Origin of the sequence: Spirosoma soli, from assembly GCF_042684525.1 — a bacterium.
Classification (GTDB): domain Bacteria; phylum Bacteroidota; class Bacteroidia; order Cytophagales; family Spirosomataceae; genus Spirosoma; species Spirosoma soli.
This window is the reverse complement of record NZ_JBHULN010000004.1, coordinates 379,158-405,383: the sequence shown is the minus strand read 5'-3', so window position 1 is coordinate 405,383 and position 26,226 is coordinate 379,158. Positions and strand designations below refer to the sequence as shown.

Below are 26,226 nucleotides of genomic sequence, written 5' to 3'. Positions count from 1 at the left end.
ACACATGAAACTCGTTAACAAATCACTTATACTGGCCACCCTGACGGTTGCGATGACCGTGGCGTGTCAGAAACAACTGGAGCAGGTCAACCCAAACCAGCAAACGTCCTCTACCTTCTGGCGTAATCAGGACGAGGCCTTAAAAGGCCTTAACGCTACGTATCTAAGCCTGGCCGTTGACGGTGGCTATATGCGGTCGAGTAATGCGCTCACCGATCTGCGGGGCGACGACGTCAGAAGCAACAGCCCCTGGCCAGCCATGTACAACATGGGGAAGTTTGCCCTGGGCACCGCCGACGACGCTCTCTATGGCTTTGCCTTTGGGGCTTACTACGAAGGTGTAGCGAAAGCCAACCAGGTGCTCGACAATGTACCCAACATCACCATGGACGAAGCGCTCAAGACACGTATACTCGGTCAGGCTTATTTCCTGCGTGGGTTGTACTTCTATCACTTGGTGAATTTGTTCGGTAACGTAGCGTTGCCGACGACGTCGGTTAAATCGAAAGCTGACTTTTTCGTGAAGCAGTCGACGGAAGCAGAAGGCTGGACACAGGTCATTGCCGACTTCACGAAAGCAGCCACCATGCTGCCCGTTTCGTACGTCGACGTGACCGGTGCCGACAAAGGCCAGATTGGCCGGGCTACCAAAGGAGCCGCTTTAGGCTTTTTAGGCAAGTCGTATCTGTTCAACAAAAAGTATACCGAGGCTGCCGCTCAGTTCAAAGCCATTATCGACCTCGGCGTTTATGACCTGGTCGCTGATTATCACGATAATTTCACCGAACGAAACGAGAACAATAAAGAGTCGCTCTTTGAAGTACAGTTCTCGCGCGATGCGGGCGGCACCGAGTTTAACTGGGGTGGCGAACCAGCGCCGGGTTGGGGACGCACAACGGGTCGGGCCATTACGTATGCCCCCCGCGGTTTTGGATGGACCGACGTGCAGCCAACTCGCTCCCTCTTCAACGAGTTCCTGCTCGAAAAAACAACGGCTGGGCAAGACGACCCTCGTTTGGTATCGACCATCCTGTATAACAAACCAGGCCTGAAGCTGTACGGTGTTGAATTTTCGGTGAAGTACGCTAATAACCCCGCTGACCTGAATGACATTTTCTGCGGCAAATATCAGAACTTCGACAACGGCCGCGCTGATGAATACGACTGGCGGTCGGGCATTAACGAGCGACTGTTGCGTTACGCTGATGTGCTGATGATGTATGCCGAGTGCCTGAACGAAACCGGCAAAACAGCCGACGCTGTTCAATACGTGCAGAAGGTTCGCAACCGCGTCGGACTGCCCGACCTGGCCAAAGCGAAACCGAACATGACCCAGGAGCAATTCCGGGATCAACTGGCCCATGAGCGCCTGCTGGAATTCGCCCTGGAGGGGCACCGCTTCGACGACATCCGGCGATGGGGCTGGCTACAAAATCCGACCAAACTAGCTGAGCTAAAGCAGCGGGACCCCGAGTTCACGTCCTACCAACCCGGTCGGGATCTGTACCCCATTCCGCAGCGGGAGATTGATAACAATCCCGGTACCAAGCAGAACAATACGTATTAATGCAGAGACCGGTACGCCGGAGACGCAAGGTGTTGCCGCTCCGGCGTACCGGTCTCTACGTGTCCAACTACCAAACCCATGCTCAGACCTGTTTCGTTTTCGCTCATCGTTATGCTGGCCAGTGCGTTATGGCTCGTTTCGTGTAAGAAAGACGACGTCACGCAAACGCCTACGGGTCCGACGGTGCCTGTTCCTCCTGCCCCAACGTTTGACATCAACTCGATCAATGATACGTATGCCGATGTTTCGGCCGCTACGAATTATCTGAGATGGGGGCCTTACAACGTACACGATCCATCCATCCTTAAGATCGGCGATTATTATTATTGCTACAATACAGACGTTGCCTATGGTACGGCGGTCCGGTCGGGCATTCAAATCCGTAAATCGAAAGATCTGGTACAGTGGTTTTTTGTGGGTTGGGTATTCAACAGCGGCTTACCCAAAGAGGCTTCAGACTACATCAAACAAAGTGGAGGCAAACCCAACGATGCGTTATGGGCGCCTTACATCATGCAGGTAGGCAATGAGTTACGGCTGTACTATTCATTGTCATCGGATCAGTGTAAACTGAGCGCTATCGGGCTGGCCACCGCTACTAACCCCGAAGGTCCGTGGACCGATAAGGGCATTGTCGTTAGCTCCAAATGCCAGAATAATCCACAAACCAACGCCATTGACCCATCGGTGGTGGTAACGCCAACGGGCGAACACTGGATGCACTACGGCTCAGGCTACGATGGCATCTACGTACTGCCGCTCAATCCTGGTACGGGCATGGCCCAATCGCCCGGCGACAAAGGGAAGCGCATTGCCAACCGTGGGTTTACAAACGGGCGCTACAACGGTAATATCGAAGGGCCCGAAATCATTTATAACCCAACGCTCAAAAAATATTACCTCTTCATCGCCTACGACTGGCTCGAAACTAAATACAACGTACGCGTAGGCCGGGGCGACAGCCCCAACGGACCTTTTTTTGATTTCGAAGGTAAGAACCTCAACGACGACATTGATCATGGGCCGATGATTCTGGCGCCGTATCAGTTCAGCGGCCACAGCGGCTGGCAGGGCGTTGCACACTGTTCGGTGTTTGAAACCAACGGGCAGTATTACATGGCGCACCAGGGCCGGCCGGGGGTCGATAAATACTTCATGGATCTGCACGTACGCAAGATCTTCTGGACGCCCGACGGCTGGCCTGTCGTATCGCCGGAACGGTACGCTTACGAGGACAATGCCACCGTGGCACAAGCCGACCTGGTGGGCAACTGGGAGCAGATTATAGTAGGCTATCGGGTGGTACCGGGGTATGACAAAGAGCAAACATCGCCCGATTTTCAGACATCGGCCCCCTTGGCGATCAATGCCGATGGCACCATGAACACTGACCCAGCCAGCAAATGGACGTATACACCTCCCTGGCTTAAGCTAAGCTACAGCAACGGCTTTACCGATCAGGTATATGTGCAAAAAGGCCGGGATTGGGAGAATCGAAAAGAAACGATTGTATTCACGGGGCTGAACAACGTAGGTACCGCTATTTGGGGTAAAAAGAAATAACAAGCAGAGCCTATTTAGGCGTCCGCACCTTTAACTATCAGTTACTTACGAGTTTTTTTAACTATTCCTAAATCCAACCCTTTTTATGAAAACAACATCCATTCTGCTCAGCGCATCGGTCCTGCTTGGCCTTTCCTGCCAGCCCGAACCTCAGGTTAGCACTGTTGAGCCCGACCAGCAGCGCAGCAACGCCAACGCCCGGGTTTCGGGTAATGTACCTTCGCACGATCCAAGTACGATTGCCCGGAGTGGAAGCAACTATTTTGTGTTTAATACCGGCGACTACCTGCCCATTGGCACGTCAACCAACCTGGTAAACTGGGGAGGAGCGGGTAACGTATTCAGAACGATACCCAGTTGGATCAACAGTGCCGTACCAGGCTTCGGCACTCAATTCTGGGCACCCGACGCGGCCTATTTCAACGGTCGTTGGAACGTCTATTACTCATGTTCGACCTTTGGTTCGTCGACCTCGGCCATTGGCTTAGTCACCGCCCCAACAATTCCAACCTCGGGTGCGCAATGGACCGATCGAGGCCAGGTCGTGCGGTCGTCGTCTAATTCGGACGTCAACGCCATTGATCCGTCAATTCTGGTCGATGGATCAAGCGTTTACATGGCCTACGGGTCGTTTTTCGCGGGCATCGGTGTGTATAGGATTGACCCTTCAACGGGCAAGCCAACGGGTGGCCGAACCATCGTGGCCGGTGGTGGTGGAGCCGACTGGGAAGCCCCCTGCCTGATTAAAGAAGGCAGTTATTACTATTTATTCGTAAACCGAGGGTACTGCTGCCGCCAGGCCAACAGTACGTACTATATTGTGGTCGGGCGCTCATCAAGTCCTTTCGGCCCTTTCGTTGATAAGAATGGACGGTCGCTGACCTCAGGAGGTGGTTCCTTTGTGCTTGGCACCCAGGGACGCTACATCGGGCCCGGTCAATTGTCACGCATAGCTGGCACTCAAAACGGTTCGGTGCACTATTATGACGGCAATGACAATGGTAATCCAAAATTGGAAACCGTTCGGTTTACGTGGTCCGGCGGCTGGCCTACCGTCGCTTATTATTAATGCTGTAACGTCGTACGGTTTCTGTAACATGAGTACTTACTTTTCCAAATCAAAGCAGAGCAACTGGCCATTTCTGTTGGGGCCAGCGGCTTTGCTTTGCTTTGGGTTATTGCTTACTTCCTGTCAATCCAGACGATCCACCGCTGGATTAGGGTTCACGCAGCTTCCGGCCTCGCAAACCAACATTACGTTCAATAACCAGCTCACCGAAAGCGATTCGGTTAATTTTTATAATAACGAGTACATGTACATCGGCGCGGGCGTGGGCGTAGGCGACTTCAACAACGATGGTCTCCAGGATGTGTTCTTCGCCGGTAGCCAGGTGTCTAGTAAACTATATATCAATAAGGGGACGAACGAATCAACTTCGTTTCAGTTTGAAGATATTTCCGACAAAGCGGGCATCCAGACCCGGGTCTGGTGTACGGGTGTTAGCGTCATCGACATCAATGCCGATGGGTTTCAGGACATATACGTCTGCGTTTCGCACTCAGCCGATCCGCAAAAGCGCAAGAATTTACTCTTTATCAACCAACACAATTTAACCTTTACTGAAGAGGCTGAACAATACGGCTTAGCCGATACCGGCTACTCGACTCAGGCCGCTTTCCTCGACTACGACCAGGATGGCGATCTGGACATGTACCTGCTCAATCACCAGTTGTACAATCCGCAGCCTAACAAACTAGTACCGAAAGACACAACGGGTACTTCTCCTGCCGCCGATAAGCTATACCGTAATGACGGCCCGGTAAGCTTAGCCTCTGCTTCGCGCGGGCAAGAAATAGGAGCCAAAGTGCACTTTACAGACGTTTCTCTCCCAGCGGGCATCCGGGAAGACGGCTATGGCCTGGGCGTTGTGGTGACCGATGCCAATCAGGATGGCCTGCCTGACCTGTACGTAGCCAATGATTACATTAGCAATGACGTACTCTGGCTTAATACCGGCAATGGTAAGTTCGTAAACTGCTTAACCAGAGCGGCCAAACACCAGAGCTATAACAGCATGGGCGTCGATGCCGCCGACATAAACAACGACTTGCTGCCCGACCTGGCCGTGCTGGATATGTCGCCCCCGACCAACGAGCGCAAGAAGTTAATGTTCACCGGTGTCAGCCCCGAAAAGTTCGATGTGCAGCAGCGTTTGGGCTATGAGCCCGAATACTCGCGCAACATGCTGCAACTGAACCAGGGAATCCGTCAGAACGGCCTTATGGCTGAACCGATCTTTAGTGAAATTGGCCAGTTGGCCGGTATGTCGGAAACCGATTGGAGCTGGAGCGTACTGATGGCCGATTTTGACAACGACGGCTGGAAAGATATGCACGTCACCAACGGCTTAGCCCGCGACCTGACCAACAGCGATTTCGTGATGTTTCGGCAGGAAACTAGTCAACCTGACTACCAATTCGCCGGAGCTACCAGCAACCCGTTAGCCGATGCGGCAACGATACGTAACCTGCGCGAAAAACTGGACACCTACGGGAGCGTTGAGCCAAGTAACGTGTTCATGCGCAATAACCGGAACCTGACGTTCTCCGACGAAACCAACGCTGTTGGTCTGGAAACGCCCTCCGTTTCGCACGGGGCCGCCTATGCAGACTTCGATAACGACGGCGATCTTGATCTCGTCGTGAACAACATGAACCGCGAAGCTTTCGTCTACCGGAACGACCTTCGCCAAACGAAAGCCGATACAACCAACAATTTTTTGTCCATCAGCCTGGCCGGTGAGCGAGCCAATTTATCCGGCATTGGTGCTAAAGTCATTATATACACGGGCAACGAAACCCAGTTGCTCGAGCAATCGCTGGTTCGGGGGTACCTGTCCACCATTGACACGCGGTTGCACATCGGCCTGGGCAATCGCCGTCGGGCCGATTCCCTACGCATCATTTGGCCCAATGGGCGTACTCAATTATTAAAGAACGTAACCGTAAACCAGTTCCTGACGTTGCGGCTCTCCGATAGCCAGGAAGCCGACAATAGGCAGTTAGTCACCACTTCGCCTTCCTTATTTAAGGCGGCAACGCTCGACTTTCGACATCAGGAAACGCCATTTTTCGACTATTACCAGCGTCGGCTTCAACCGCAAAAGTATTCGCAGCTAGGACCGTGTTTAGCCACGGGCGACGTAAACGGCGATGGCTTAACCGATTTCTTTGTCGGTGGCGCGGCCCGGCAACCAGGCAAACTGTTTATCCAAAACGCAGCGGGCACATTTACCGGAACAGATGTACTAGCGGGAGCCAAAGATGAGGAAGACCTGGCCGCTGAACTGTTCGACGCCGATGGCGACCACGACCTCGATTTATTCGTAGCCGGTGGCAGCACTGAATACCGGGGCAACCTGATGCTTCCGCCCAAATTGTTCTTAAACGACGGCAAAGGAAGTTTTACCATCAGTCCAAACGCAGTTCCAGCCACGGTTCAGTCGCTGGTGGCTACCCTCGCAACCGCTGACTATGACCACGATGGTGACCAGGATGTATTTGTGGGTGGACGTGTGTCGGCCGATCGGTTTCCAGCTTCTCCCAAAAGTTATCTGTTACAAAACAACAACGGCGTGTTTCAGGACGTCACCGCCCGCGTTTGCCCCCCGTTGACCGAGGCTGGTATGGTAACCGATGCCGTGTGGACGGACATTGACGGTGATCAGCAGGCCGATTTAGTCGTATGTGGCGAGTGGATGCCGGTACGGTTTTTCAAAAACAACAGGGGTAAACTAACTGAAGTGACCGACAAAACCGGCCTGACCAACATGCATGGGCTATGGCGGTCGCTGGCCGTAGCAGATTTGGATGGCGACGGTGATAAAGACCTGGTAGCGGGTAACCTGGGGCATAATAATAAGTATCATATTTCGGCCAAGCGGCCCCATATCCTGTACGCCAAAGACATAGACAAAAATGGCTCCTATGAACTCATTCCGGCTTATTACATTAAGAACCAGACCGGTGCGTTTTCGCTTTTCCCCGATCTCGACCGCACCCAGTTTGCCGAGCAAACCCCGATCATTAAGAAGAAATACCTGCTCCACAGCGACTACGCCCGTGTTGATATGGCTACCCTTCTCAACGACATTGGCACCGATGATTTGCTCGAACTGCGCTGCACGAACGCATCAACCGTCTGGCTCGAAAGTAAGGGGAAAGGCCAATTCGCCATGCACGTATTACCGACCGAAGCGCAGTTTGCCCCTGTTAACGCCATTATCGCCGACGATTTGGACGGCGATGGCAAAACCGACCTGCTCCTGGCGGGTAATGAGTATCAGACCGAAGTAAGTACCGGCCGTTACGATGCTTCTCTCGGCTTATTTCTGAGAGGCAATGGTAAGGGAAATGTTCAGCCAGTGCCGTACCGTAACGGCGGAGTACTATTGGAAGGCGATGTAAAGGCATTGGGCATCGTACCTGATGCCATGCATAGAAAGATTATTTTAGCGGGGGTTAACAATAGCCTGCTGCACCGCTTTACGGTAAATTTAACGTCAACTGTTGTTTCTAGTAAAACCCACCAAACGAGTTTAATCACAAAAAAGTAATGAATAACCTGCTTAAAACTGCCTGTTTGCTCCTAACTACGGCTACCCTGTCGACCGCTCAGCCAACTCCTGTAGTAAAGGTGAACGTGAGTCAACCAGTAGCCGATATCCAGCCAACCATGTGGGGCGTGTTCTTCGAAGATATCAATTTCGGAGCGGACGGCGGTATCTACGCCGAGATGGTCAAAAATCGCTCGTTCGAGTTTTACCGCCCGCTCATGGGTTGGAGCGTCCAGGGAAAAAAGAACACCGAAGGCACGATTCTGGTCGAAAACCGTCAGGAAAAAGACACACGCAATCCCCGTTTTCTGCGCGTTGCGACAAACAATACCAACAAAGGCGACCTGGGGCTAACCAACGAAGGATTTCGGGGCATGGGTATCAAGAATGGCCTGCGCTACGATTTTTCAGTGATGTACCGCACGCAGGCCAGCAACGCGAAGCTCCACGTTGAACTGTTGAATGCCAAAGGCGAACCTATTGGCCAGACGACGCTGCCCCTCAACCAATCGGATAACAACTGGCATAAGCAGGCTGTCAGCTTTAACGCTACGGCGACCGAGCCCAAAGGCAAGATGAATGTGTGGTTTGAAGGCACGGGCGTCATTGACCTCGATATGATTTCGCTCTTCCCGGAAGATACCTGGAAGAAACGTCCGGGGGGTATGCGGGCGGATATGATTCAAATGCTGGCTGATATGAAACCCGGTTTCGTGCGGTTCCCCGGCGGCTGTATTGTGGAGGGCTTCGACCTCGACCAGCGGTACCAGTGGAAGAAAACCATTGGCCCGCTCGAAGAACGTCAGCTCGTGATTAACCGCTGGAACTTTGAGTTTGCGCACCGCCCCACCCCCGATTATTTTCAGACGTTCGGTCTGGGCTTTTTCGAATACTTCCAGCTTTGCGAAGACATTGGCGCCGAACCGCTACCCATCCTGAACTGCGGTATGGCCTGCCAGTTCAACACCGCCGAACTGGTTCCGCTGGAGCAACTCGATCCGTATGTGCAGGATGCAGTTGACCTCATTGAGTTTGCCAACGGCGACGCGTCGACACCCTGGGGGAAGGTACGCGCCAGCCTTGGCCACCCGAAGCCGTTTAATCTAAAACTACTCGGCGTGGGTAACGAAAACTGGGGCCCGCAGTATATCGACCGGCTGGCCATTTTTCAGAAGGCCATCAAAGCGAAATATCCTGACATGAAGCTGGTCTGTAGTTCAGGCACCGACCCGAACGGCGAGCGCTTCGATTACCTCAACGGCAAATTGCGCGACATGAAAGCCGATCTGATTGACGAACACTACTACCGCCGACCCGAATGGTTTCTGGAAAACGCGCGCCGGTACGACAATTACGACCGCAACGGCTCAAAAATATTTGCGGGTGAATGGGCCGCGCAGAGCGACAAAACGGTGAGCGTCAACAACAAGAACAACTGGCTTTGCGCCCTGTCGGAAGCGGCTTTCATGACGGGCCTCGAACGTAATGCAGCCGTGGTAAATATGGCGTCGTATGCCCCCTTATTCGCGAACGCCGACGCCTGGCAATGGACCCCCGACCTGATTTGGGTCGACAACCTACGGGTCTATGGTACGCCAAATTACTACGTTCAGAAACTATATTCGCTCAACAAAGGCACGCACACGCTCAAGATGACCCAAAACAACGAGCCACTGGCCGGACAGGATAGTTTGTATGCGTCAGCGGCCTGGGATAAAGCGACCAGCGAGGTGATTCTGAAAGTTGCCAATGTGTCTGACAAAACGCAGACCCGCCAAATTCAGCTCGATGGAGCCAAAAAGCTCGATCCCAAAGGCAAACTAACTTTGTTGAAAAACGACAACCTGGATGCCGTCAACTCGTTCGAGAACGCCACCAACGTCAGCCCGGTAGACCAAACGATTCCGGTGGATGCCCGAAAAAAAACCGTTGCCCTGACGCTCGCTCCGAAATCATTTTCGGTCGTCCGGATAAAAGTAGTTCAGTAGCCCACTACTCCTCCCGGGTGCTAAACGCAACGTCGACTAAGCATCCGGGTCCATAAATCCTAACCTATTGTTATGATAAAACGACAAACGGCTTTACTACTTGCGGGGTTGATACTGCCGCTGGTCGTCAGTGCACAAAGCCAGACTCCTACCTCGGAAACCAGCATTGCCACTCATGACCCCAGCAGTATCCAGAAAGAGGATGGACAATATTGGTACTTCTCGACCGGTCACGGTATACAGGCAGTTAGTTCGCCGGACTTACAGCATTGGAAAGTCGAAAAGTCGATTTTCGAAAAAGGTACCTGGCCCAACTGGATCGACAGCACCGTTCAGGGATTCAAGGGGCATTTCTGGGCGCCCGACTGCGTCCGTATGAACGGGAAATATTACCTGTATTATTCGTGCTCCACCTTTGGCTCGCCCACGTCGGCCATCGGCGTCGCCACTTCCCCTACGCTGAATCAGCAATCACCCGATTACCGATGGACCGATCAGGGTATGGTTGTGAAGTCGAAAGTGAAAGCTGATTTCAACGCCATTGACCCAGGCCTGATGCGTGATACCGACGGACGGGTGTACATGGTGTATGGCTCATTTCACGGTGGCATCGGCGCAGCTGAAATTGATACCGTAACGGGAAAGATCAAAGCCGGTACCACCGTGAAACGCGTGGCGGGTGGCCGCGAATCGGATTGGGAAGCAGCCGCCCTGGTCAAAGAGGGCCGTTATTACTACCTGTTCGTAAACAATGGTTTATGTTGTAAAGGACTGAACAGTACGTATTACATCGTGGTTGGCCGGTCCGAAAGCCCATTGGGTCCCTTTCTGGACCAGACCGGTCGGGACCTGACAGTCGGGGGGGGCACCGTTGTGTTGCGTACCGCCGGGCAGTACATTGGTCCAGGCCATGTGGGTTTATTACGGGAAGGAAACCGCAATCTGGTATCGATTCATTTTTACGACGCTGAAAACAAAGGAAGACCCAGACTAGATCTGAGGCTATTGAAATTTAAGAATGGCTGGCCTAACCTGGATACAAAATATCCAACCAGTTCAGGCGGAATTCACGCCAAACTGTAGTAGTATTGTGTCAAAAAGACACTTTACAACACAGATGGCGTTGTTCGCGGGACTGATTTTCTGAAATGGGTGACTTTATTTACTTATACCTGGCAAGCAGATATGCTTTTCGGGCTTAAATGGTGTACAGCACACATTGTCATTAGATCGTACGAGTTTATTTCTTTACTAGACTATACTGCCGAAAGGGCTAATCAACCAAATTCATTAACCCCCTAACCATCCGGAACGGACAACTATACACATGAAAAGTCAATACGTTATCGGCGTTGATTTTGGCACTGACTCAGTCAGGGCGTTGCTGGTCGACGCGCAAACGGGTGAAACGGTAGGCACACACGTCCATGAATATACCCGCTGGAAGCAAGCCTTGTACTGCGATCCAACTCAGTCTCAATTCCGACAGCACCCCCTGGATTATATAGAAGGGCTAGAAAGCTCGATCAACGGAGCGCTTGCTAACGTGTCAGCGGAAGTTCGTGAGCAAGTGGTTGGTATTTCGGTAGATACGACCGGCTCGACACCCGTTGCCGTTGATCAAAACGGTACGCCCCTGGCCCTACTGCCCGAATTTGCCGAAAATCCCAACGGCATGTTCATCCTATGGAAAGACCATACGGCTAATGCTGAAGCCGACGAGATTAACACGCTGGCGCACCGCTGGGACGTCGATTTCACAAAATACGTGGGCGGTATTTACTCGTCAGAATGGTTTTGGGCCAAAATTCTTCATACGTTACGTGTAGACGCAGCCGTTCGCGAAAAAGCGTTTTCCTGGATGGAGCATTGCGACTGGATTTCGGCCGTACTGACGGGCAATACAAACCCGCTCACGCTCAAGCGTTCGCGCTGTGCCGCTGGGCATAAAGCCATGTGGCATGAAGAGTTTGACGGCTTACCCGCCGAGACCTTTCTGGTCACGCTCGACCCATTACTGGCCGGTCTTCGGGATCGGCTGTTCCACGATACGTTTACTTCCGACGAATCGATGGGAACCCTCTCAGCAGAATGGGCCAAGAAACTAAGGTTATCAACGAAGGTAGCAATCGGTGTCGGCGCTTTCGACGCGCACATGGGCGCTATTGGCGCTGAAATTAAGCCCTACACATTCGTGCGCGTTATGGGAACCTCAACCTGTGATATTCTCGTCGCGCCCAACGATGAAATTGGACATCTACTCATTCGCGGCATTTGTGGGCAGGTCGATGGGTCTGTGATTCCGCATATGCTCGGCATGGAAGCGGGCCAATCGGCCTTCGGCGATGTGTATGCGTGGTTCCAGCGGGTCCTGGTCGAGCCCGTTCGTGATCTGCTGGGCAATGAAGCCGCCAATGAACTGGCTAAAAACCTGATCCCACACTTATCAAGCAAAGCCTCTCAGCTGCCAGTCACGGCCAACGATCCGGTGGCGCTTGACTGGTTCAACGGCCGCCGGACACCCGATGCAAATCATACCTTGAAAGGCACTATTTCTGGGCTCAACCTGGGCAGTGATGCCGTCCGAATTTTCAAGGCGCTCGTCGAAGCCACAGCATTCGGCTCAAAAGCCATTGTCGACCGCTTCCTGCACGAAGGTGTTCCTATCCGTCAGGTCATTGCCATTGGGGGCGTAGCGAAAAAGTCACCGTTTGTGATGCAGACCCTGGCCGATGTGCTGAACATGCCCATTAGGATTGCCAGTTCAGATCAGGCCTGCGCCCTTGGTGCCGCTATGTGTGCAGCGGTGGCAGCGGGCGTTCACCCGGACATGGCAGCGGCTCAGGATGCGATGGGATCAGGGTTTGACGCCAGCTACGAGCCACGACCCGACGTATCGGCAGTGTATCAGAAGCTTTACCTGAAATATCAGCAACTAGGTGAGTTCATTGAGCATGGTGCTTCCCGGTCTGTTCTGGCCGAGAGTGTCGCATAACCGTTTAGGTCACAAACTCACGTCTTTTTCATAATACAACCACTGCTTGGCAGTTCTTTTTACAGCGAAATGCTTGATCTTAAACAATTTGAAATCTGGTTTATCACCGGAAGCCAGCATCTGTACGGCGAAGAAACGCTTAAACAAGTAGCAGATCACTCAACAATTATTGCCAAATTCTTTAATGAAGCCGCTCAGATTCCGGTACAGGTTGTTTTCAAACCCGTCGTGAAAACGCCCGACGAAATTTATGCCTTGTGCCAGGATGCGAACGTAGCACCAAACTGTGTGGGTATCATTACCTGGATGCACACGTTCTCTCCGGCTAAAATGTGGATTCGGGGCCTGAGTATCCTTAAAAAGCCGTTGCTTCACTTGCATACGCAATTCAACCGGGACATTCCGTGGAGCGAGATCGACATGGATTTCATGAACCTCAACCAGTCGGCACACGGCGACCGGGAATTCGGTTTCATGATGTCACGGATGCGTCTGAACCGCAAAATAGTGGTTGGGCACTGGCAACAGACTGATGTTTTGGAGAAAATCGGTTCGTGGTCGCGCGTGGCCGTAGCGGCTCACGAACTGAAGACCATGAAAGTAGCCCGCTTTGGTGACAACATGCGCCAGGTCGCCGTCACCGAAGGCGATAAAGTAGCCGCTGAAATGACTTTTGGCATGTCCGTCAATACGTACGGAATCGGTGATCTCGTAGCAGTTATCAATCAGGTCGCCGATGCCGACATTGACCAGCTCGTAACGGAGTACGCTGACACCTACACCCTTATGGCGTCACTGCAAAAAGGACAGGCCCAGCACAGCTCCCTGCGCGAAGCCGCCAGGATTGAAATTGGTTTGCGGACGTTTCTGAAAGACGGCAATTTTGCAGCCTTCACCGATACGTTTGAAGACCTGCACGGCATGGCCCAATTGCCAGGCATTGCCGCCCAACGACTGATGGCTGACGGCTACGGGTTTGCGGGCGAAGGGGACTGGAAAACATCGGCCATGGTACGGACCATGAAAGTGATGGCGGCTGGCCTGCAAGGGGGTAACTCATTCATGGAAGATTATACGTATCATTTTGATCCGGCCAACCAATTGGTTCTGGGTTCACACATGCTCGAAATCTGCCCGACTATCGCAGCTGACAAGCCTTCCTGCGAGGTGCATCCACTAGGCATTGGTGGGAAAGCCGACCCGGTTCGGTTAGTGTTCAACGCCGGTCCGACGCATCGGCCCGGTGGCGCTGCTATCAACGTATCGCTTATCGATATGGGTAACCGGTTCCGTCTGTTGGTCAACGAAGTAGAAGCCGTGGCCGTTACCGAAGCCCTGCCAAAGTTACCCGTTGCACGAGCGCTCTGGAAACCCATGCCCGACATGAAGACCGGTTGTGCCGCCTGGATTCTGGCCGGTGGAGCACACCATACCGTATACAGCCAGAACCTGACGACCGACGACATTGAAGACTTCGCCGACATCTTCGGGGTAGAGCTAGTCGTTATTGACAAGAACACGAATCTTCGTCAGCTTAAGAATGAACTGCGCTGGAGCGAAGCCGCTTACCGCTAGCCTTAGGTCGTTTCCTGACTTCATAAACCAAGCAGGCTGAGGCACTAGTACGTACTCTATCATGAACAAACAACTAATAACCATTCTTATTGCAGGCATTGGCTTGTCTGCTACGGCGCAAAACAAAATAACCATCAACGCCGACCAAGGCAAGACAACCATTAACCGACATATCTACGGCCATTTTGCGGAACACCTCGGACGGTGTATCTACGATGGCTTCTATGTAGGCGAAGGCAACACTAAAATCCCTAACAAAAACGGAGTACGGCTTGATGTTGTCGAAGCCCTCAAGAAAATGAAAATACCCAACCTGCGGTGGCCAGGCGGCTGCTTTGCCGACACCTATCATTGGAAAGATGGTATCGGCCCTAAAGCCAAGCGCCCAAAAATTGTTAACACCTGGTGGGGTGGTGTTACGGAAGATAACAGCTTTGGCACACACGACTTTCTGAACATGTGCGAACTGCTCGGAACAGAGCCTTACCTGGCCGGAAACGTTGGCAGTGGGACAGTGCATGACCTGAGTGAGTGGGTGCAGTACGTCAATTTTCCCAGTAACAGCCCCATGTCGAGTCTTCGGCAGCAGAACGGACGCCAGACTCCCTGGAATGTACGCTACTGGGGTGTTGGAAACGAAGCGTGGGGCTGCGGGGGGAACATGACGGCCGATTACTACGCCAACATCTACCGGCAGTACGCTACGTTCATGGAATCCAAAGTAGGTAAAGGAACCATCTTCCGGATTGCGTCAGGGGCCAGTTCCGATGATTTCAACTGGACCGAAACCCTCATGAAAAACATTCCGGGTAAGATGGTCGAAGGCGTCGCTCTGCACCATTATTCTACGTTCGGCTGGGGTCCGAACGAGAAAGGATCAGCGACCCAATTTACTGAAACCGACTACGCTCATACCATGAACGAAGCCCTGAAAATGGACATGTTGGTGCAGAAGCATTCGGAAATTATGGACAAGTACGACCCGCAGAAGAAGATAGCCTTAGTGGTTGATGAATGGGGAGCGTGGTACGAAGTTGAACCCAAAACGAACCCAGGTTTCCTGTATCAGCAAAACACCATGCGCGACGCTATTCTGGCGGGAGCAACGCTCAACATCTTCCATAAACACGCTGAGCGAGTGCGCATGGCTAACCTGGCACAGGTCGTTAACGTGCTACAAGCCGTGGTTCTGACCCAGGGCAACAAGCTGCTGCTGACCCCAACGTATCATGTGCTGGAAATGTACAATGTACACCAGGATGCGACTATGCTCCCCGTTGACGTAAAGACCGAAGACTATAAAGTGGCTAATTATAAACTCCCGGCGGTATCGGTTTCGGCATCGCGGGACAAGGCAGGCAAAACCCACATCTCGCTGGTAAACATCGACGCCGGTAAACCGCAGGAGATTACGCTGAATCTGAAGGGTCTAAAGGCAAATGGTGTGACGGGTCGTATCTTAACGTCGGCTAAGGTACAGGACCACAATACGTTTGAAAACCCAACCAAAGTAAAGCCAGTTGCTTTCAACGGGGCCAAACTAAACGGCGATAATCTAACCGTTACCCTGCCACCCGTTTCAGTAGTAGTGCTAGAATTATAATGAGCGAAAGAGTGAGTTAGCGATGGCTCATTCACCTTTTCGCTCATTCACTCTGCTTCGGCGGTCCGATTTCACTCTTTCACTTTTTACACCACCATGTATACCTCATTACGCGACGAATGCTACGAAGCAAATATGCAGCTTCCCAAGCTGGGCCTCGTCTTGTTTACGTTTGGCAATGTGAGCGCCGTTGACCGCGACAAGGCCGTATTTGCCATAAAGCCGAGTGGCGTTCCCTACGACATTCTCAAACCCGAAGATATTGTCATCATGGATTATGAAGCAAAGGTTGTGGACGGCAAAATGCGCCCCTCATCAGATACTAAAACCCATGCGTTGCTTTACAAAACCTGGGCCGATATTGGTGGTATTACGCATACGCACAGCACCTATGCCGTAGCCTGGGCGCAGGCCGGAATGGATATTCCGATTTTGGGCACTACCCACGCAGACCATACGCACCAGGATATTCCTTGCGCTCCTGTTTTGACCGATGCCATGATTGAAGGCGATTACGAACACGAAACGGGTAACCAGATCTTCGACGTTTTCCGCGAAAAAGGTTTATCCCATCAGGAGGTCGAAATGGTATTGCTGCAAAATCACGGACCGTTTACCTGGGGCAAGACTGCCGAGAAGTCCGTTTACAACGCGGCCGTTCTGGAAGAAGTAGCGCGTATGGCTTATTTAACCCTCCAGATTAATCCCGACACGGCCCGCATTAAAGACACTCTTCGCATGAAGCATTACGAACGCAAGCATGGCAAGAACGCCTATTACGGACAAGGTTGCTAACAGGTTGTTAAGATTATTGTTTTCCTATAACCCTCCCCCATTCGCATGAATTACCTAAACCTCTCAGTTGCTCTATTTACTTTACTCACGTCAACCATGCTAACCTCCTGTAGCTCAAACAAAGAAGAAGGTGATCAAAAAGCCGGGATTGAAAACGCATCATTCGGTACCCTTGCCGATGGTCAGAAGGCTGATTTGTATACCCTGCGCAACGGCGCTGGCATGGAAGCGAAAATCACGAACTATGGCGGTATCGTTGTATCGTTGACGGCTCCCGACAAGAACGGCAAATTCGAAGACGTCACCTTGGGATTCGATTCGCTGGCTGCGTATGAGAAAGGTAATCCGTTCTTTGGTGCCTTAGTTGGCCGGTATGGAAACCGGATCGCAAAAGGTAAATTTACTCTTGACGGTAAGCAGTATACGTTGGCTACCAACAATATGGGTAACCACCTGCACGGCGGTTTGAAAGGTTTCGACAAAGTGCTGTGGACGGCCACCCCTGTCGATGGTGAGGAGCCGGCGCTAAAACTGGCATACACATCTAAAGACGGCGAAGAAGGCTATCCTGGAAATTTGTCTGTGGAAGTCACGTATACGCTTCAGAAAGACAATTCTTTGAAAATTGATTACAAAGCCACCACCGATAAGGCAACCGTAGTCAATCTGACTAACCACTCCTACTTTAATCTAACTGCTGGTAAGAACGATATTTTAGGCCACGAGGTAACCATCAACGCCAACCGCTTCGTCCCCGTAGACAAGACGCTGATTCCAACAGGCGAGCTGAAACCGGTAACCGGAACGCCCTTTGATTTTACGAAGCCGACCACCGTGGGTGCCCGCATCAACGACTCAACTGATACGCAGATCAAGTATGGCCTCGGCTATGACCATTGCTGGGTATTTACGGATACAAGCAACAAGTTGAAACCAGCCGCTACGGTGTTTGAACCGACGAGCGGCCGCGTAATGGAAGTGATGACAACAGAACCAGCCGTGCAGTTTTATACCGGCAACTTTCTGGACGGAACACTCACCGGCAAAGGGGGCGTCGTTTACAAAAAGCGGACGGGGCTCTGCTTAGAAACAGAGCATTACCCTGACTCGCCCAACCAACCCAAGTTCCCCACAACAACATTGAAACCCGGCGAAACGTACCAGACAACCACGGTGTACAAGTTTTCAGCGAAGTAATTTGCCAGGTAAAGAATAACGAACGGGCTAAGGGAATTCCTTAGCCCGTTTTGTCTGTGTTGAGTACGTACCTGGGACTATCTTGCCAGCTTAAACACCGTAACAATGCCTAACACGTATACGCAACTTTACGCTCAAATAGTCTTTGCCGTGAAAGGCCATCAGAGCCTCATTCCCCGTCAACACAAAGATGAATTATATGGTTACATGACCGCTGTAGTTCATAATCATGGGGCTAAAATGCTCGCTATTCACTGTATGCCCGACCATGTACACATATTTATCGGCTTTGGCCCTACCTTGACGATGGCAGATTTAGTTCGCGATGTTAAAGCCTCATCCTCCGGATCTATTAAGGAGCAGGGCTGGGTGAAGCGGTTCAGTTGGCAAGAGGGGTATGGGGCATTCACCTACGTTCAATCGTAAGTAAAGAATGTGATACACTATATCCTGAATCAGGAAGAGCATCATCGTAATCGTACATTTCGCGAAGAATATCTGACCTTTTGCAAAAAGTTTGAAGTACCCTACGATCCTAAGTATGTCTTTGATTTTTACGACCAGCCAGTAGCAGATAAGCCAGTAGAGTAGCCATTTGCGTTGCTATAGAAGTCTTCTACCAGGGTTATTAGAAACGTCCGTTCTCAATGCACATTGAGTAAATATCTAAAGCAAGTTTTCTGCCAATCTTAAAGCCCTGTAGGGGCGGCCTGCCAACAGTATGACGTATAACATATATTCATTTAGCCCCGAGGGGCGACCTAACATAGGGCCTGCATCACTCGACTATTAGGCACTTGTTCATGCCGGTTTGACATAAAACGTCTTCCGAATAGGTTATTTTCCGACAAAATGTCCGAAAAACCGCCGTGGCTCATCATTTGTTACTATAGAGATAGATATAAAACTAAAGCTCCCACATAGGTGGAGCGACTAGACCAAGCCATGAACTTTAATAATTATACCATTAAGGCGCAGGAGGTCATTCAGCAGGCAGCTCAGATGGCCCAGGCTAATAACCAGCAGACCGTCGAGACGGGCCACGTACTGAAGGCCATCCTGGACGAAGATCCCAACACCGTAGGGTTCTTAGCCAAAAAAGCAGGTGTTGATACCAGCCGCCTGACACTAGCGCTGGATGCCATCGTAAATGGCTATCCAAAAGTATCCGTTTCGGGCACCCAGTCACAAGGCATTTATTTAGGTAATGATTTAAATGCGGCTCTGCAGCGGTCGACCAGCCAGATGAAAGAGTTTGGCGACGAATTTGTAAGTGTCGAATTAATGCTGCTTGGGCTGGTTGGCGGTAAAGATGCCGTCGCAACCTTATTGAAAGACGTCGGGTTTACTGAAAAGGCAGTTAAAGAAGCGATAAAAGAACTTAGAGGTAAAAATAACCCTGTGAAAGATCAGAACGCAGAAGCAAAGTACCGGTCGCTGGAGCGGTACAGCATTAACCTCAACGAGCGTGCGCAGACGGGTAAGATTGACCCCGTCATCGGCCGTGATGAAGAAATTCGGCGAGTGCTTCAAATCCTGAGCCGCCGGACAAAAAACAACCCAATCTTGCTGGGTGAGCCGGGCGTTGGTAAGACCGCCATCGTTGAAGGCTTGGCGCAACGGATTGTGCAGGGCGATGTACCCGAAAACCTGAAGTCGAAGATCATTGTATCACTCGACATGGGTTTGCTCATCGCCGGGGCAAAATACAAAGGAGAGTTTGAGGAACGGCTAAAGGCAGTTATCAAAGAAGTGACTGACTCCGAAGGCGAAATCATTCTCTTTATTGACGAGATTCATACCCTCATTGGCGCAGGTGCAGGTGGCGAAGGCGCGATGGACGCGGCTAACCTGCTGAAACCAGCGCTGGCCCGTGGCGAATTGCACGCCATTGGTGCCACGACGCTGAAAGAGTATCAGAAGTATATTGAGAAGGATAAGGCGCTGGAGCGTCGGTTCCAGGCCGTGATGGTCGATGAGCCAGACGTAACGGATGCTATCTCAATCTTGCGAGGCATTAAAGAGCGGTACGAGCTACACCATGGCGTACGCATTAAAGACGACGCGGTAATTGCCGCCGTTGAACTTTCGAACCGCTATATTTCCGACCGCTTCCTGCCCGACAAGGCGATTGACCTCATGGACGAAGCGGCTGCCAAACTCCGTCTGGAAATTGACTCTGTTCCTGAGGAATTAGACGAGTTGAACCGACGAATTATGCAATTCGAGATCGAGCGCGAGGCTATCCGTCGCGAAGACGATCACGAAAAGGAAGCGGTTTTGAATCGTCAGCTTGCTGACCTCAATCAGCAACGTACTGAACTAAGAGCCCGCTGGGAAATTGAAAAACAGTCGGTGAACGAAAGCCGGACGCTGAAGGAACAGTTGGACCAGCTACGTATTGAAGCCGATAATGCCGAACGCGCTGGCGATTATGGCAAAGTGGCTGAGATCCGGTATGGCCGCATCCCTGAAGCGCAAAAACGGTTAGAAGAGCTGAGTCAGAAAGATACCAGTGCCAATAACCTGTTGCAGGAAGAAGTTACCGCCGACGATATCGCGGAAGTGGTTGCTAAGTGGACGGGTATTCCGGTAAGCCGGATGCTGCAAAGCGAACGCGAGAAACTGCTCCACCTGGAAGACGAATTAGGCAAGCGTGTAGCTGGTCAGGAGGAAGCCATTCAGGTGGTAGCCGACGCGGTTCGCCGGAGCCGCGCTGGTATGCAGGACCCCAAACGACCAATCGGTTCGTTTATCTTCCTCGGCACGACCGGTGTGGGTAAGACGGAGTTGGCGAAGGCCCTGGCCGAGTTCCTGTTCAACGACGAGAACGCGCTGGTGCGGATCGACATGTCGGAGTACCAGGAGCGTCATGCCGTGAGCCGGTTGATTGGTGCACCTCCGGGATACGTGGGTTACGACGAAGGTGGTCAACTGACCGAAGCCGTCCGCCGGAAGCCGTACAGCGTTATCCTGCTCGACGAGATTGAGAAAGCACACCCCGATGTGTTCAACATCCTGTTGCAGGTGCTTGACGATGGTCGCCTGACCGACAACAAAGGGCGCGTGGCGAACTTCAAGAACACGATTATCATCATGACCTCGAACATCGGCTCACACATCATCCGTGAGCGATTTGCCGAGATGGACCGGCACAATGCCGACCAGGTGATCGAGGATACGAAAGAAGAAGTGTTCGAGCTGCTGAAACAAACGGTACGTCCTGAGTTCCTCAACCGGATCGACGAGCTGGTGATGTTCCAACCGCTGACCAAGCGGGAAGTTCGCAAGATCATGGACATCCAGTTCAAGCAGATTCAGGCGCGGTTAGCCGAGCAGGGTATTACGCTCGAAGCCGACAACGAAGTGCTCGACTTCATCGCCCGCGAAGGTTTCGACCCAACGTTTGGCGCTCGTCCGCTGAAGCGCGTCATGCAACGGCGCATCCTCAACGCTCTCTCAAAAGAGATCCTGGCAGGCCGGATTCAGAAGGACGCCATTGTCGGCATGATGATGAATGAAGACGAAAACGGCAAAGAAGACATCATCTTCTACAACTTAGATAAGGTGGTGCCTGCGTTGGAGTAACGGATTGAATTAGATAAGGAAACGCCCGGCCACTCACCAGAGCAGCCGGGCGTTTTTGTAAATAAGTCAGTTAACCATTAGGTTAACAGGTGGTAAAGCGTGTAAGCGATGAATAGAAGTGTAGACCCCAAGCTAATAAGCAGCATTTTCAGAATGCTCGGAATAGCCTTTATTTGGTCTTTTTCCGTCAGACTAGGATGAAACCCAACAAGTAATGCAACGATCCGACGACCTAATGCCTCTCGCCATCCGAGCGTACCATAGCGGAGCGACGCCACAGGTCGCGATTTAAGGGTTGAGTACTGGTTCATATATAGTAAAGTAATGCTCTAGATTTTGTGTGTTTTAGTTTAATACTGGATATACGTACATTTTGTTTTCTTAGATTTCTTCAACTTATCATTAGGTTAAGTCTATAAGGTCTCAATAAAGAGCCAACGAATACTTTTAAGGTTTGTTAGGACTAGTAAACTCCTCAAATTCAAACCCTCTAACAGATTTGTCAGTTTGTCATAAATTAAGGTTTGGTTTATACGTTTTAGGAGTGGGGCAATCTGGCAGTTTAAAGTTTCTTCAGCGACCTGAACGATGTCGATGCCGGTTGGTCTTTTGTTCAGTTAAACGCATCAATAATCACCTTACTTTACATTATTTGGCAAACTACTTGCTTACACAAAATAAGATGAACGATTGACAGGAAATACCCGCTTTTTAGGTAACTGACTGTTAACTTTTGGTTAAATACGGTCGTTATGTCTAATAAGTATAAGAAGTCATCGTTTGGCTTTTACTACACGGATAGTTTACAGGAATGAAACCGACAGTTAACAACGTAATTAATCTCTGGTTTGGTGCAGAGACGCCAATTCGAGAGTACAAAATTAAACTCAACCCTAAAATGTGGGCTGCTTGTCAGCGAGTTTCTCAATCATTTACTCCTCCATCGGGTATTAAGCAAGCAGACTTGTATCGGAAGTCGGACAAAATCGCTTTCGCCAAGTCTGTCCTGGAGGAGTTGGATAAGACAGAGCTGTCCTCGAAGGCAACAGCTTATGAGCTTGCCTAAGTATTGTTAAGCTACATTCGACCATTTCGGTTATGCCGCAAACTTGTTAGCCAAGTTTGTGGCCTATATTATTATGTCGTAAAAAAGGACGCATGCATAAATTCTTATGTGTGCGTCCTTTCTTTTAAGCGAACTTAGAACTGTTCATATTCCTTAGCGTCAACATCATATAAATCCGCTTAAAACTCAAACTCATTAGCTTTTGCCCCATCAACCAGTCCCGTTTTTTGTCAATACGTGTTATGGAATACAGTAATCTTCATGCCGTATAGTCAATATCGGTAGCCAAATAATCATCGCCAAAGCGCTCATCTCGGGCATAGGTTGACTAATCTGATAGCTGCTCTTCGCATTCAGGTCACAAGAGTTATTATATACAACAAACCGTTGGCGGGGTGGCTGAGTTATAGCTGCATGACAGCACTATTTGGTAAGACAACCCGGTCCACTCTGGTCCATCTTAAATACGTCAGGCAGGTTTGCATTTGGCTGATTGTCCCAATTACTATTGGAGCATGCAGCACTGACAAATCGTTGGGCAGAAAACAACGCATTCGCCTTACAGTCGGCGAAATCAAAGAGATTAGCATGTCGGGGCGGGGCGATAATGCAGTAGAGCTTATCGGAACTTCCGACAATCAGGAAGTTGTGGAAGTATCCCGGCAACAGCTGGCTCCCGCCGTTGACACGCTCAAACGTACGAATCCCGCTCCTACTACTTTCCAGCTAAAAGGCATCACGATAGGCACCGCCAATGTCATTTTTTCGGAGAAGCAAGCCAATGACCAGGGCAATGGACAAGCCCGGAAAACATACATCGTGCAGGTAGTTAGTAAATAGTCCGCTACGTCCAGAAGTCAAATTTCTTCTTTGTAAAGATGGCTTTCGGAATCATCGCGTGAACGCCCAGCGTCTGATCGACAACCTGGCTCACTTCAAAATCGACGCCCGTGCTGGCTATTGACAGGGCTTCGTTGAAGGTAAACCCCAGCTCATCTTTAATGAAGTTAACCGCTTCAGAAAGGGCATTTTTCATGGCTTTGTTTAAGTCTTTGTCCAGGCCAACGGCAATAAAGTGTGTGGGCGTTTCGGCCCGGGGCTGCTTTAGCAGTTTTCCTTTGTGAACAATGAACTTAGTAGTGAGCGTGAGCGCCGTTTCAATCGCTACTCCACTGACTTCGCCATTACCTTGGGCACCGTGCCCATCACCAGTTGTAAACAAACCTCCCGGCACTGATACTGGCAAGAACAGCGTCGTGCCTTTAGTAAGGTGCTTGATGTCGAGATTACCCCCGAAGAACGCGGGTGGAATGGAACTGACGCGACCCGTTTCGGCCGGAGGAGACAAGGCCATGACACCCATAAACGGCTTCAAAGGGATGTCGACACCCTCTTTTAACGACGCCGTTTTGCGTTTGGCATCATACCGATAAACGAACGTTTCGCGGGTTGTAACGGCGTCAGGAATACCCCCTCCGCCAGGCCACACGCTGTTGACGCCAAAACCAGCCGGAAAGGTCAAATCAAGAATACGAATCTCCAGCGTATCACCGGGTTGTGCGCCTTCGATATAGACAGGTCCCGTCAGCATATGCCCGCGAATGCCCGATGGCTCGGGTTTTACGTTTTTCATAATGGCGATCACTTCCTGTGCGTGAGCATCAATCGGCAGGTTATTTTTGGTGTAAAACTCTTCAGGATTAGTTCGGCTGACACCCGATGGATTTACGGTTTGAATCTCCACAACATCGCCGTCTTTCACTTTGTACACGGGTGGCACATCGGCGCCAAAATACCCCCAGACCATATATTCGGGTAAGGATCGTACAACATGGTCGGGCTTTATACGTAACGGTGGTGCGCCCGTTGGCTCATTGCCGGGCAAGGGACTCGCCATCAATTGAGAAGCGTTGGTAGTAATACCACCTAACGATAGAGCTGCCAGACCGCTTTGGGTAGTTCTATGTAAAAAGTTGCGTCGAGATGTTTTCATCAGGTTGTTAACACGTAGTTTGACACGCTTAGCAAGATAAAAAATAAACAGCCACATTCTGTCTACGGCACTAAGTCACCAAGGAGCTAATTGTAAGGCCTATTGGGCAAGATGCCCCACCAAACAACTCTATCCATGGGCAGGTTACGTCCGAGGGTCAACCAATTTTACTTGTGTCTTCATCAGCAGCTCCTATTGAATCGTCAGCGTCCAATAAATGGATGATTTTGAGTACCGTTGTTACGGGTACCTTTATGTCAACGCTCGACAGCAGTATCGTTAATATTGCTCTACCCACAATTCGCCGGGAACTTGGAGCCGGCGACAGTGTCGAATGGATCATTCTGAGCTATCTGCTCACAACTACGAGTACACTGCTCATCATGGGTAAACTGTCGGACTGGTTAGGTCGTCGGGAGATGTACATCACGGGCTTTTCTGTTTTTGTGCTGGGCTCGCTGCTGTGCGGATTAGCGCAAAACATCTGGGCACTCGTCGGCTTTCGGATCATTCAGGGACTGGGAGCGTCCATGATCTTCGCCATTGGCCCCGCCATTGTGAGTGATGCTTTTTCTCCGCAGGAGCGTGGGCGAGCACTTGGGCTGACAGGTTCGGTGGTGGCCGCCGGTTCTAGTGCGGGTCCGGTCATTGGCGGTCTGCTGCTGGGTCAGTTTGGCTGGTCGAGCATTTTCTTCGTCAACGTTCCCATCGGCTTAATTGCTATATGGCGTGCCGCCACCATTCTGCCACCAAGCCGCAAAGTGATCGGCCAACGTTTCGATATCGTTGGGGCAGGGCTGTTTCTGCTCGGCGTTACGTCTCTGCTGACGGGACTTGACTTTGGCCCTGAGCCGCGCTACGGCTGGGATAACTCATTAGTAATTGGCTTATTATCAACTGGTGTGCTACTGCTGGTAGCGTTTTTACTATGGGAGTTGCGTCAGAAAGAACCGATGCTAAAGCTGGGGTTGTTTACGATTCGGCCGTATACCGCGGCTATTCTGGCGGCCTTCTGCGGCTTTGTGGCGTCGGGATCTAATATTTTCGTTATGCCTTTCTTTCTTCAGCAACTGCTGGGATTACCGCCTGCCACCGCCGGACTGGTCTTATTGGCAGGCCCTCTTACCTTGAGTGTAGTGGCCCCATTAGGCGGTTATTTATCTGACAAAATCAGCGCCCGCTGGATTTCCAGCGCCGGGTTGCTCATCACAGCTTCGGGCTACTTCGCCTTCTCGATGCTTCAGGCTGATTGGGATTGGCATGATGTCGTATGGCGCAGCTCGCTCGTCAGTTTGGGCTTTGGCTTATTTCAGTCCCCTAATAGCAGCAGCGCGCTGAATGCAGCGCCCCTATCGGAGCGAGGTATTGCCAGCAGTATGATTGCCTTCATGCGCAACCTGGGGTTTGTGGTAGGCATTGCCCTGGCGGCAGCCGTTTGGTACAGCACCCGCAACCGCTACGCGCTGGCGAATAACGTAGCGCCCGAAGCAACACCCGCCCAGATTCTTGGCATGCATTACGCCTACCTGGTAATGACTGGACTGGTGTTGCTGGGGGCCTTAATTTCATTGACTCGTGGTACAACAAGCGGCAACTCAGCACAAACCAATTTTCCCGAAGGTTCGGTTTCCAGCGTAGCTAGCTGATTTGTAGCTCGGGCTGGTCTGTCGTTACGGTGTT

The 26,226-nt window shown here is 51.3% G+C and carries 17 protein-coding genes and 1 pseudogene; 16 read left to right on the top strand and 2 right to left on the bottom strand.

Going from position 1 to position 26,226, the window contains the following annotated elements; translation table 11 throughout:
* Positions 1 to 4: 4 nt before the first annotated feature.
* The 13 genes and pseudogenes from ACFSUS_RS09495 (at position 5) to clpB (ending at position 21,487) form a co-directional block, all read left to right on the top strand.
* Complete coding sequence (locus ACFSUS_RS09495; protein WP_381521892.1) at positions 5 to 1,567, top strand: RagB/SusD family nutrient uptake outer membrane protein; 1,563 nt, start codon at positions 5 to 7, stop codon at positions 1,565 to 1,567.
* A 78-nt stretch (positions 1,568 to 1,645) separates the two neighbouring features.
* Complete coding sequence (locus ACFSUS_RS09490) at positions 1,646 to 3,130, top strand: arabinan endo-1,5-alpha-L-arabinosidase (protein WP_381521890.1); 1,485 nt, start codon at positions 1,646 to 1,648, stop codon at positions 3,128 to 3,130.
* Positions 3,131 to 3,215: 85 nt separating this feature from the next.
* A complete protein-coding gene (locus ACFSUS_RS09485; RefSeq protein WP_381521888.1) occupies positions 3,216 to 4,199 on the top strand; it encodes an arabinan endo-1,5-alpha-L-arabinosidase in 984 nt (327 codons plus the stop codon).
* Positions 4,200 to 4,227: 28 nt separating this feature from the next.
* Positions 4,228 to 7,746, top strand: coding sequence for a VCBS repeat-containing protein (locus ACFSUS_RS09480; RefSeq protein ID WP_381521886.1), 3,519 nt, complete (start codon positions 4,228 to 4,230; stop codon positions 7,744 to 7,746).
* Positions 7,746 to 9,734 (top strand): alpha-L-arabinofuranosidase C-terminal domain-containing protein, encoded by a 1,989-nt coding sequence (locus tag ACFSUS_RS09475; protein WP_381521884.1) that lies wholly within the window; start codon positions 7,746 to 7,748, stop codon positions 9,732 to 9,734. Before ACFSUS_RS09480 ends, ACFSUS_RS09475 begins: the two co-directional genes overlap by 1 nt.
* A gap of 72 nt (positions 9,735 to 9,806) precedes the next feature.
* Positions 9,807 to 10,817, top strand: coding sequence for an arabinan endo-1,5-alpha-L-arabinosidase (locus ACFSUS_RS09470; protein ID WP_381521882.1), 1,011 nt, complete (start codon positions 9,807 to 9,809; stop codon positions 10,815 to 10,817).
* Between the two features lie 244 nt (positions 10,818 to 11,061).
* Positions 11,062 to 12,729, top strand: a complete 1,668-nt coding sequence (locus tag ACFSUS_RS09465; RefSeq protein WP_381521881.1) for a ribulokinase — start codon at positions 11,062 to 11,064, stop codon at positions 12,727 to 12,729.
* 69 nt (positions 12,730 to 12,798) lie between these two features.
* Complete coding sequence (araA, locus tag ACFSUS_RS09460; protein WP_381521880.1) at positions 12,799 to 14,304, top strand: L-arabinose isomerase; 1,506 nt, start codon at positions 12,799 to 12,801, stop codon at positions 14,302 to 14,304.
* 61 nt (positions 14,305 to 14,365) lie between these two features.
* On the top strand, positions 14,366 to 15,907 hold the full coding sequence (locus ACFSUS_RS09455) for an alpha-N-arabinofuranosidase (RefSeq protein WP_381521879.1): 1,542 nt from the start codon (positions 14,366 to 14,368) through the stop codon (positions 15,905 to 15,907).
* 96 nt (positions 15,908 to 16,003) lie between these two features.
* Complete coding sequence (locus ACFSUS_RS09450; protein ID WP_381521877.1) at positions 16,004 to 16,702, top strand: L-ribulose-5-phosphate 4-epimerase; 699 nt, start codon at positions 16,004 to 16,006, stop codon at positions 16,700 to 16,702.
* Between the two features lie 96 nt (positions 16,703 to 16,798).
* Complete coding sequence (locus ACFSUS_RS09445; protein WP_381521876.1) at positions 16,799 to 17,899, top strand: aldose epimerase family protein; 1,101 nt, start codon at positions 16,799 to 16,801, stop codon at positions 17,897 to 17,899.
* A gap of 105 nt (positions 17,900 to 18,004) precedes the next feature.
* Positions 18,005 to 18,490 (top strand): annotated as a pseudogene (gene tnpA, locus ACFSUS_RS09440) (IS200/IS605 family transposase).
* 354 nt (positions 18,491 to 18,844) lie between these two features.
* Positions 18,845 to 21,487 carry an ATP-dependent chaperone ClpB gene (gene clpB / locus ACFSUS_RS09430; RefSeq protein ID WP_381521870.1) on the top strand — a complete coding sequence of 881 codons (2,643 nt, stop codon included), beginning with the start codon at positions 18,845 to 18,847 and terminating at the stop codon, positions 21,485 to 21,487.
* Positions 21,488 to 21,564: 77 nt separating this feature from the next.
* Here clpB and ACFSUS_RS09425 read toward each other — a convergent pair whose 3' ends face one another.
* On the bottom strand, positions 21,565 to 21,798 hold the full coding sequence (locus tag ACFSUS_RS09425) for a hypothetical protein (protein WP_381521869.1): 234 nt from the start codon (positions 21,796 to 21,798) through the stop codon (positions 21,565 to 21,567).
* Positions 21,799 to 22,298: 500 nt separating this feature from the next.
* On the opposite strand from ACFSUS_RS09425, the gene ACFSUS_RS09420 reads away from it, so the two are divergent.
* Both ACFSUS_RS09420 and ACFSUS_RS09415 read left to right on the top strand, forming a co-directional pair.
* Positions 22,299 to 22,553, top strand: coding sequence for a hypothetical protein (locus ACFSUS_RS09420; RefSeq protein ID WP_381521867.1), 255 nt, complete (start codon positions 22,299 to 22,301; stop codon positions 22,551 to 22,553).
* Between the two features lie 414 nt (positions 22,554 to 22,967).
* Entirely contained in the window at positions 22,968 to 23,393 is a 426-nt protein-coding gene (locus ACFSUS_RS09415) for a hypothetical protein (protein ID WP_381521865.1), read from the top strand.
* Positions 23,394 to 23,397: 4 nt separating this feature from the next.
* Here the strand turns inward: ACFSUS_RS09415 and ACFSUS_RS09410 are convergent, their stop codons facing one another.
* Positions 23,398 to 24,546, bottom strand: a complete 1,149-nt coding sequence (locus tag ACFSUS_RS09410) for an acetamidase/formamidase family protein (RefSeq protein ID WP_381521863.1) — start codon at positions 24,544 to 24,546, stop codon at positions 23,398 to 23,400.
* A gap of 173 nt (positions 24,547 to 24,719) precedes the next feature.
* Between ACFSUS_RS09410 and ACFSUS_RS09405 the strand changes: the two genes are divergently transcribed.
* Positions 24,720 to 26,192 carry an MFS transporter gene (locus ACFSUS_RS09405; protein WP_381521861.1) on the top strand — a complete coding sequence of 491 codons (1,473 nt, stop codon included), beginning with the start codon at positions 24,720 to 24,722 and terminating at the stop codon, positions 26,190 to 26,192.
* Positions 26,193 to 26,226 lie beyond the last annotated feature (34 nt).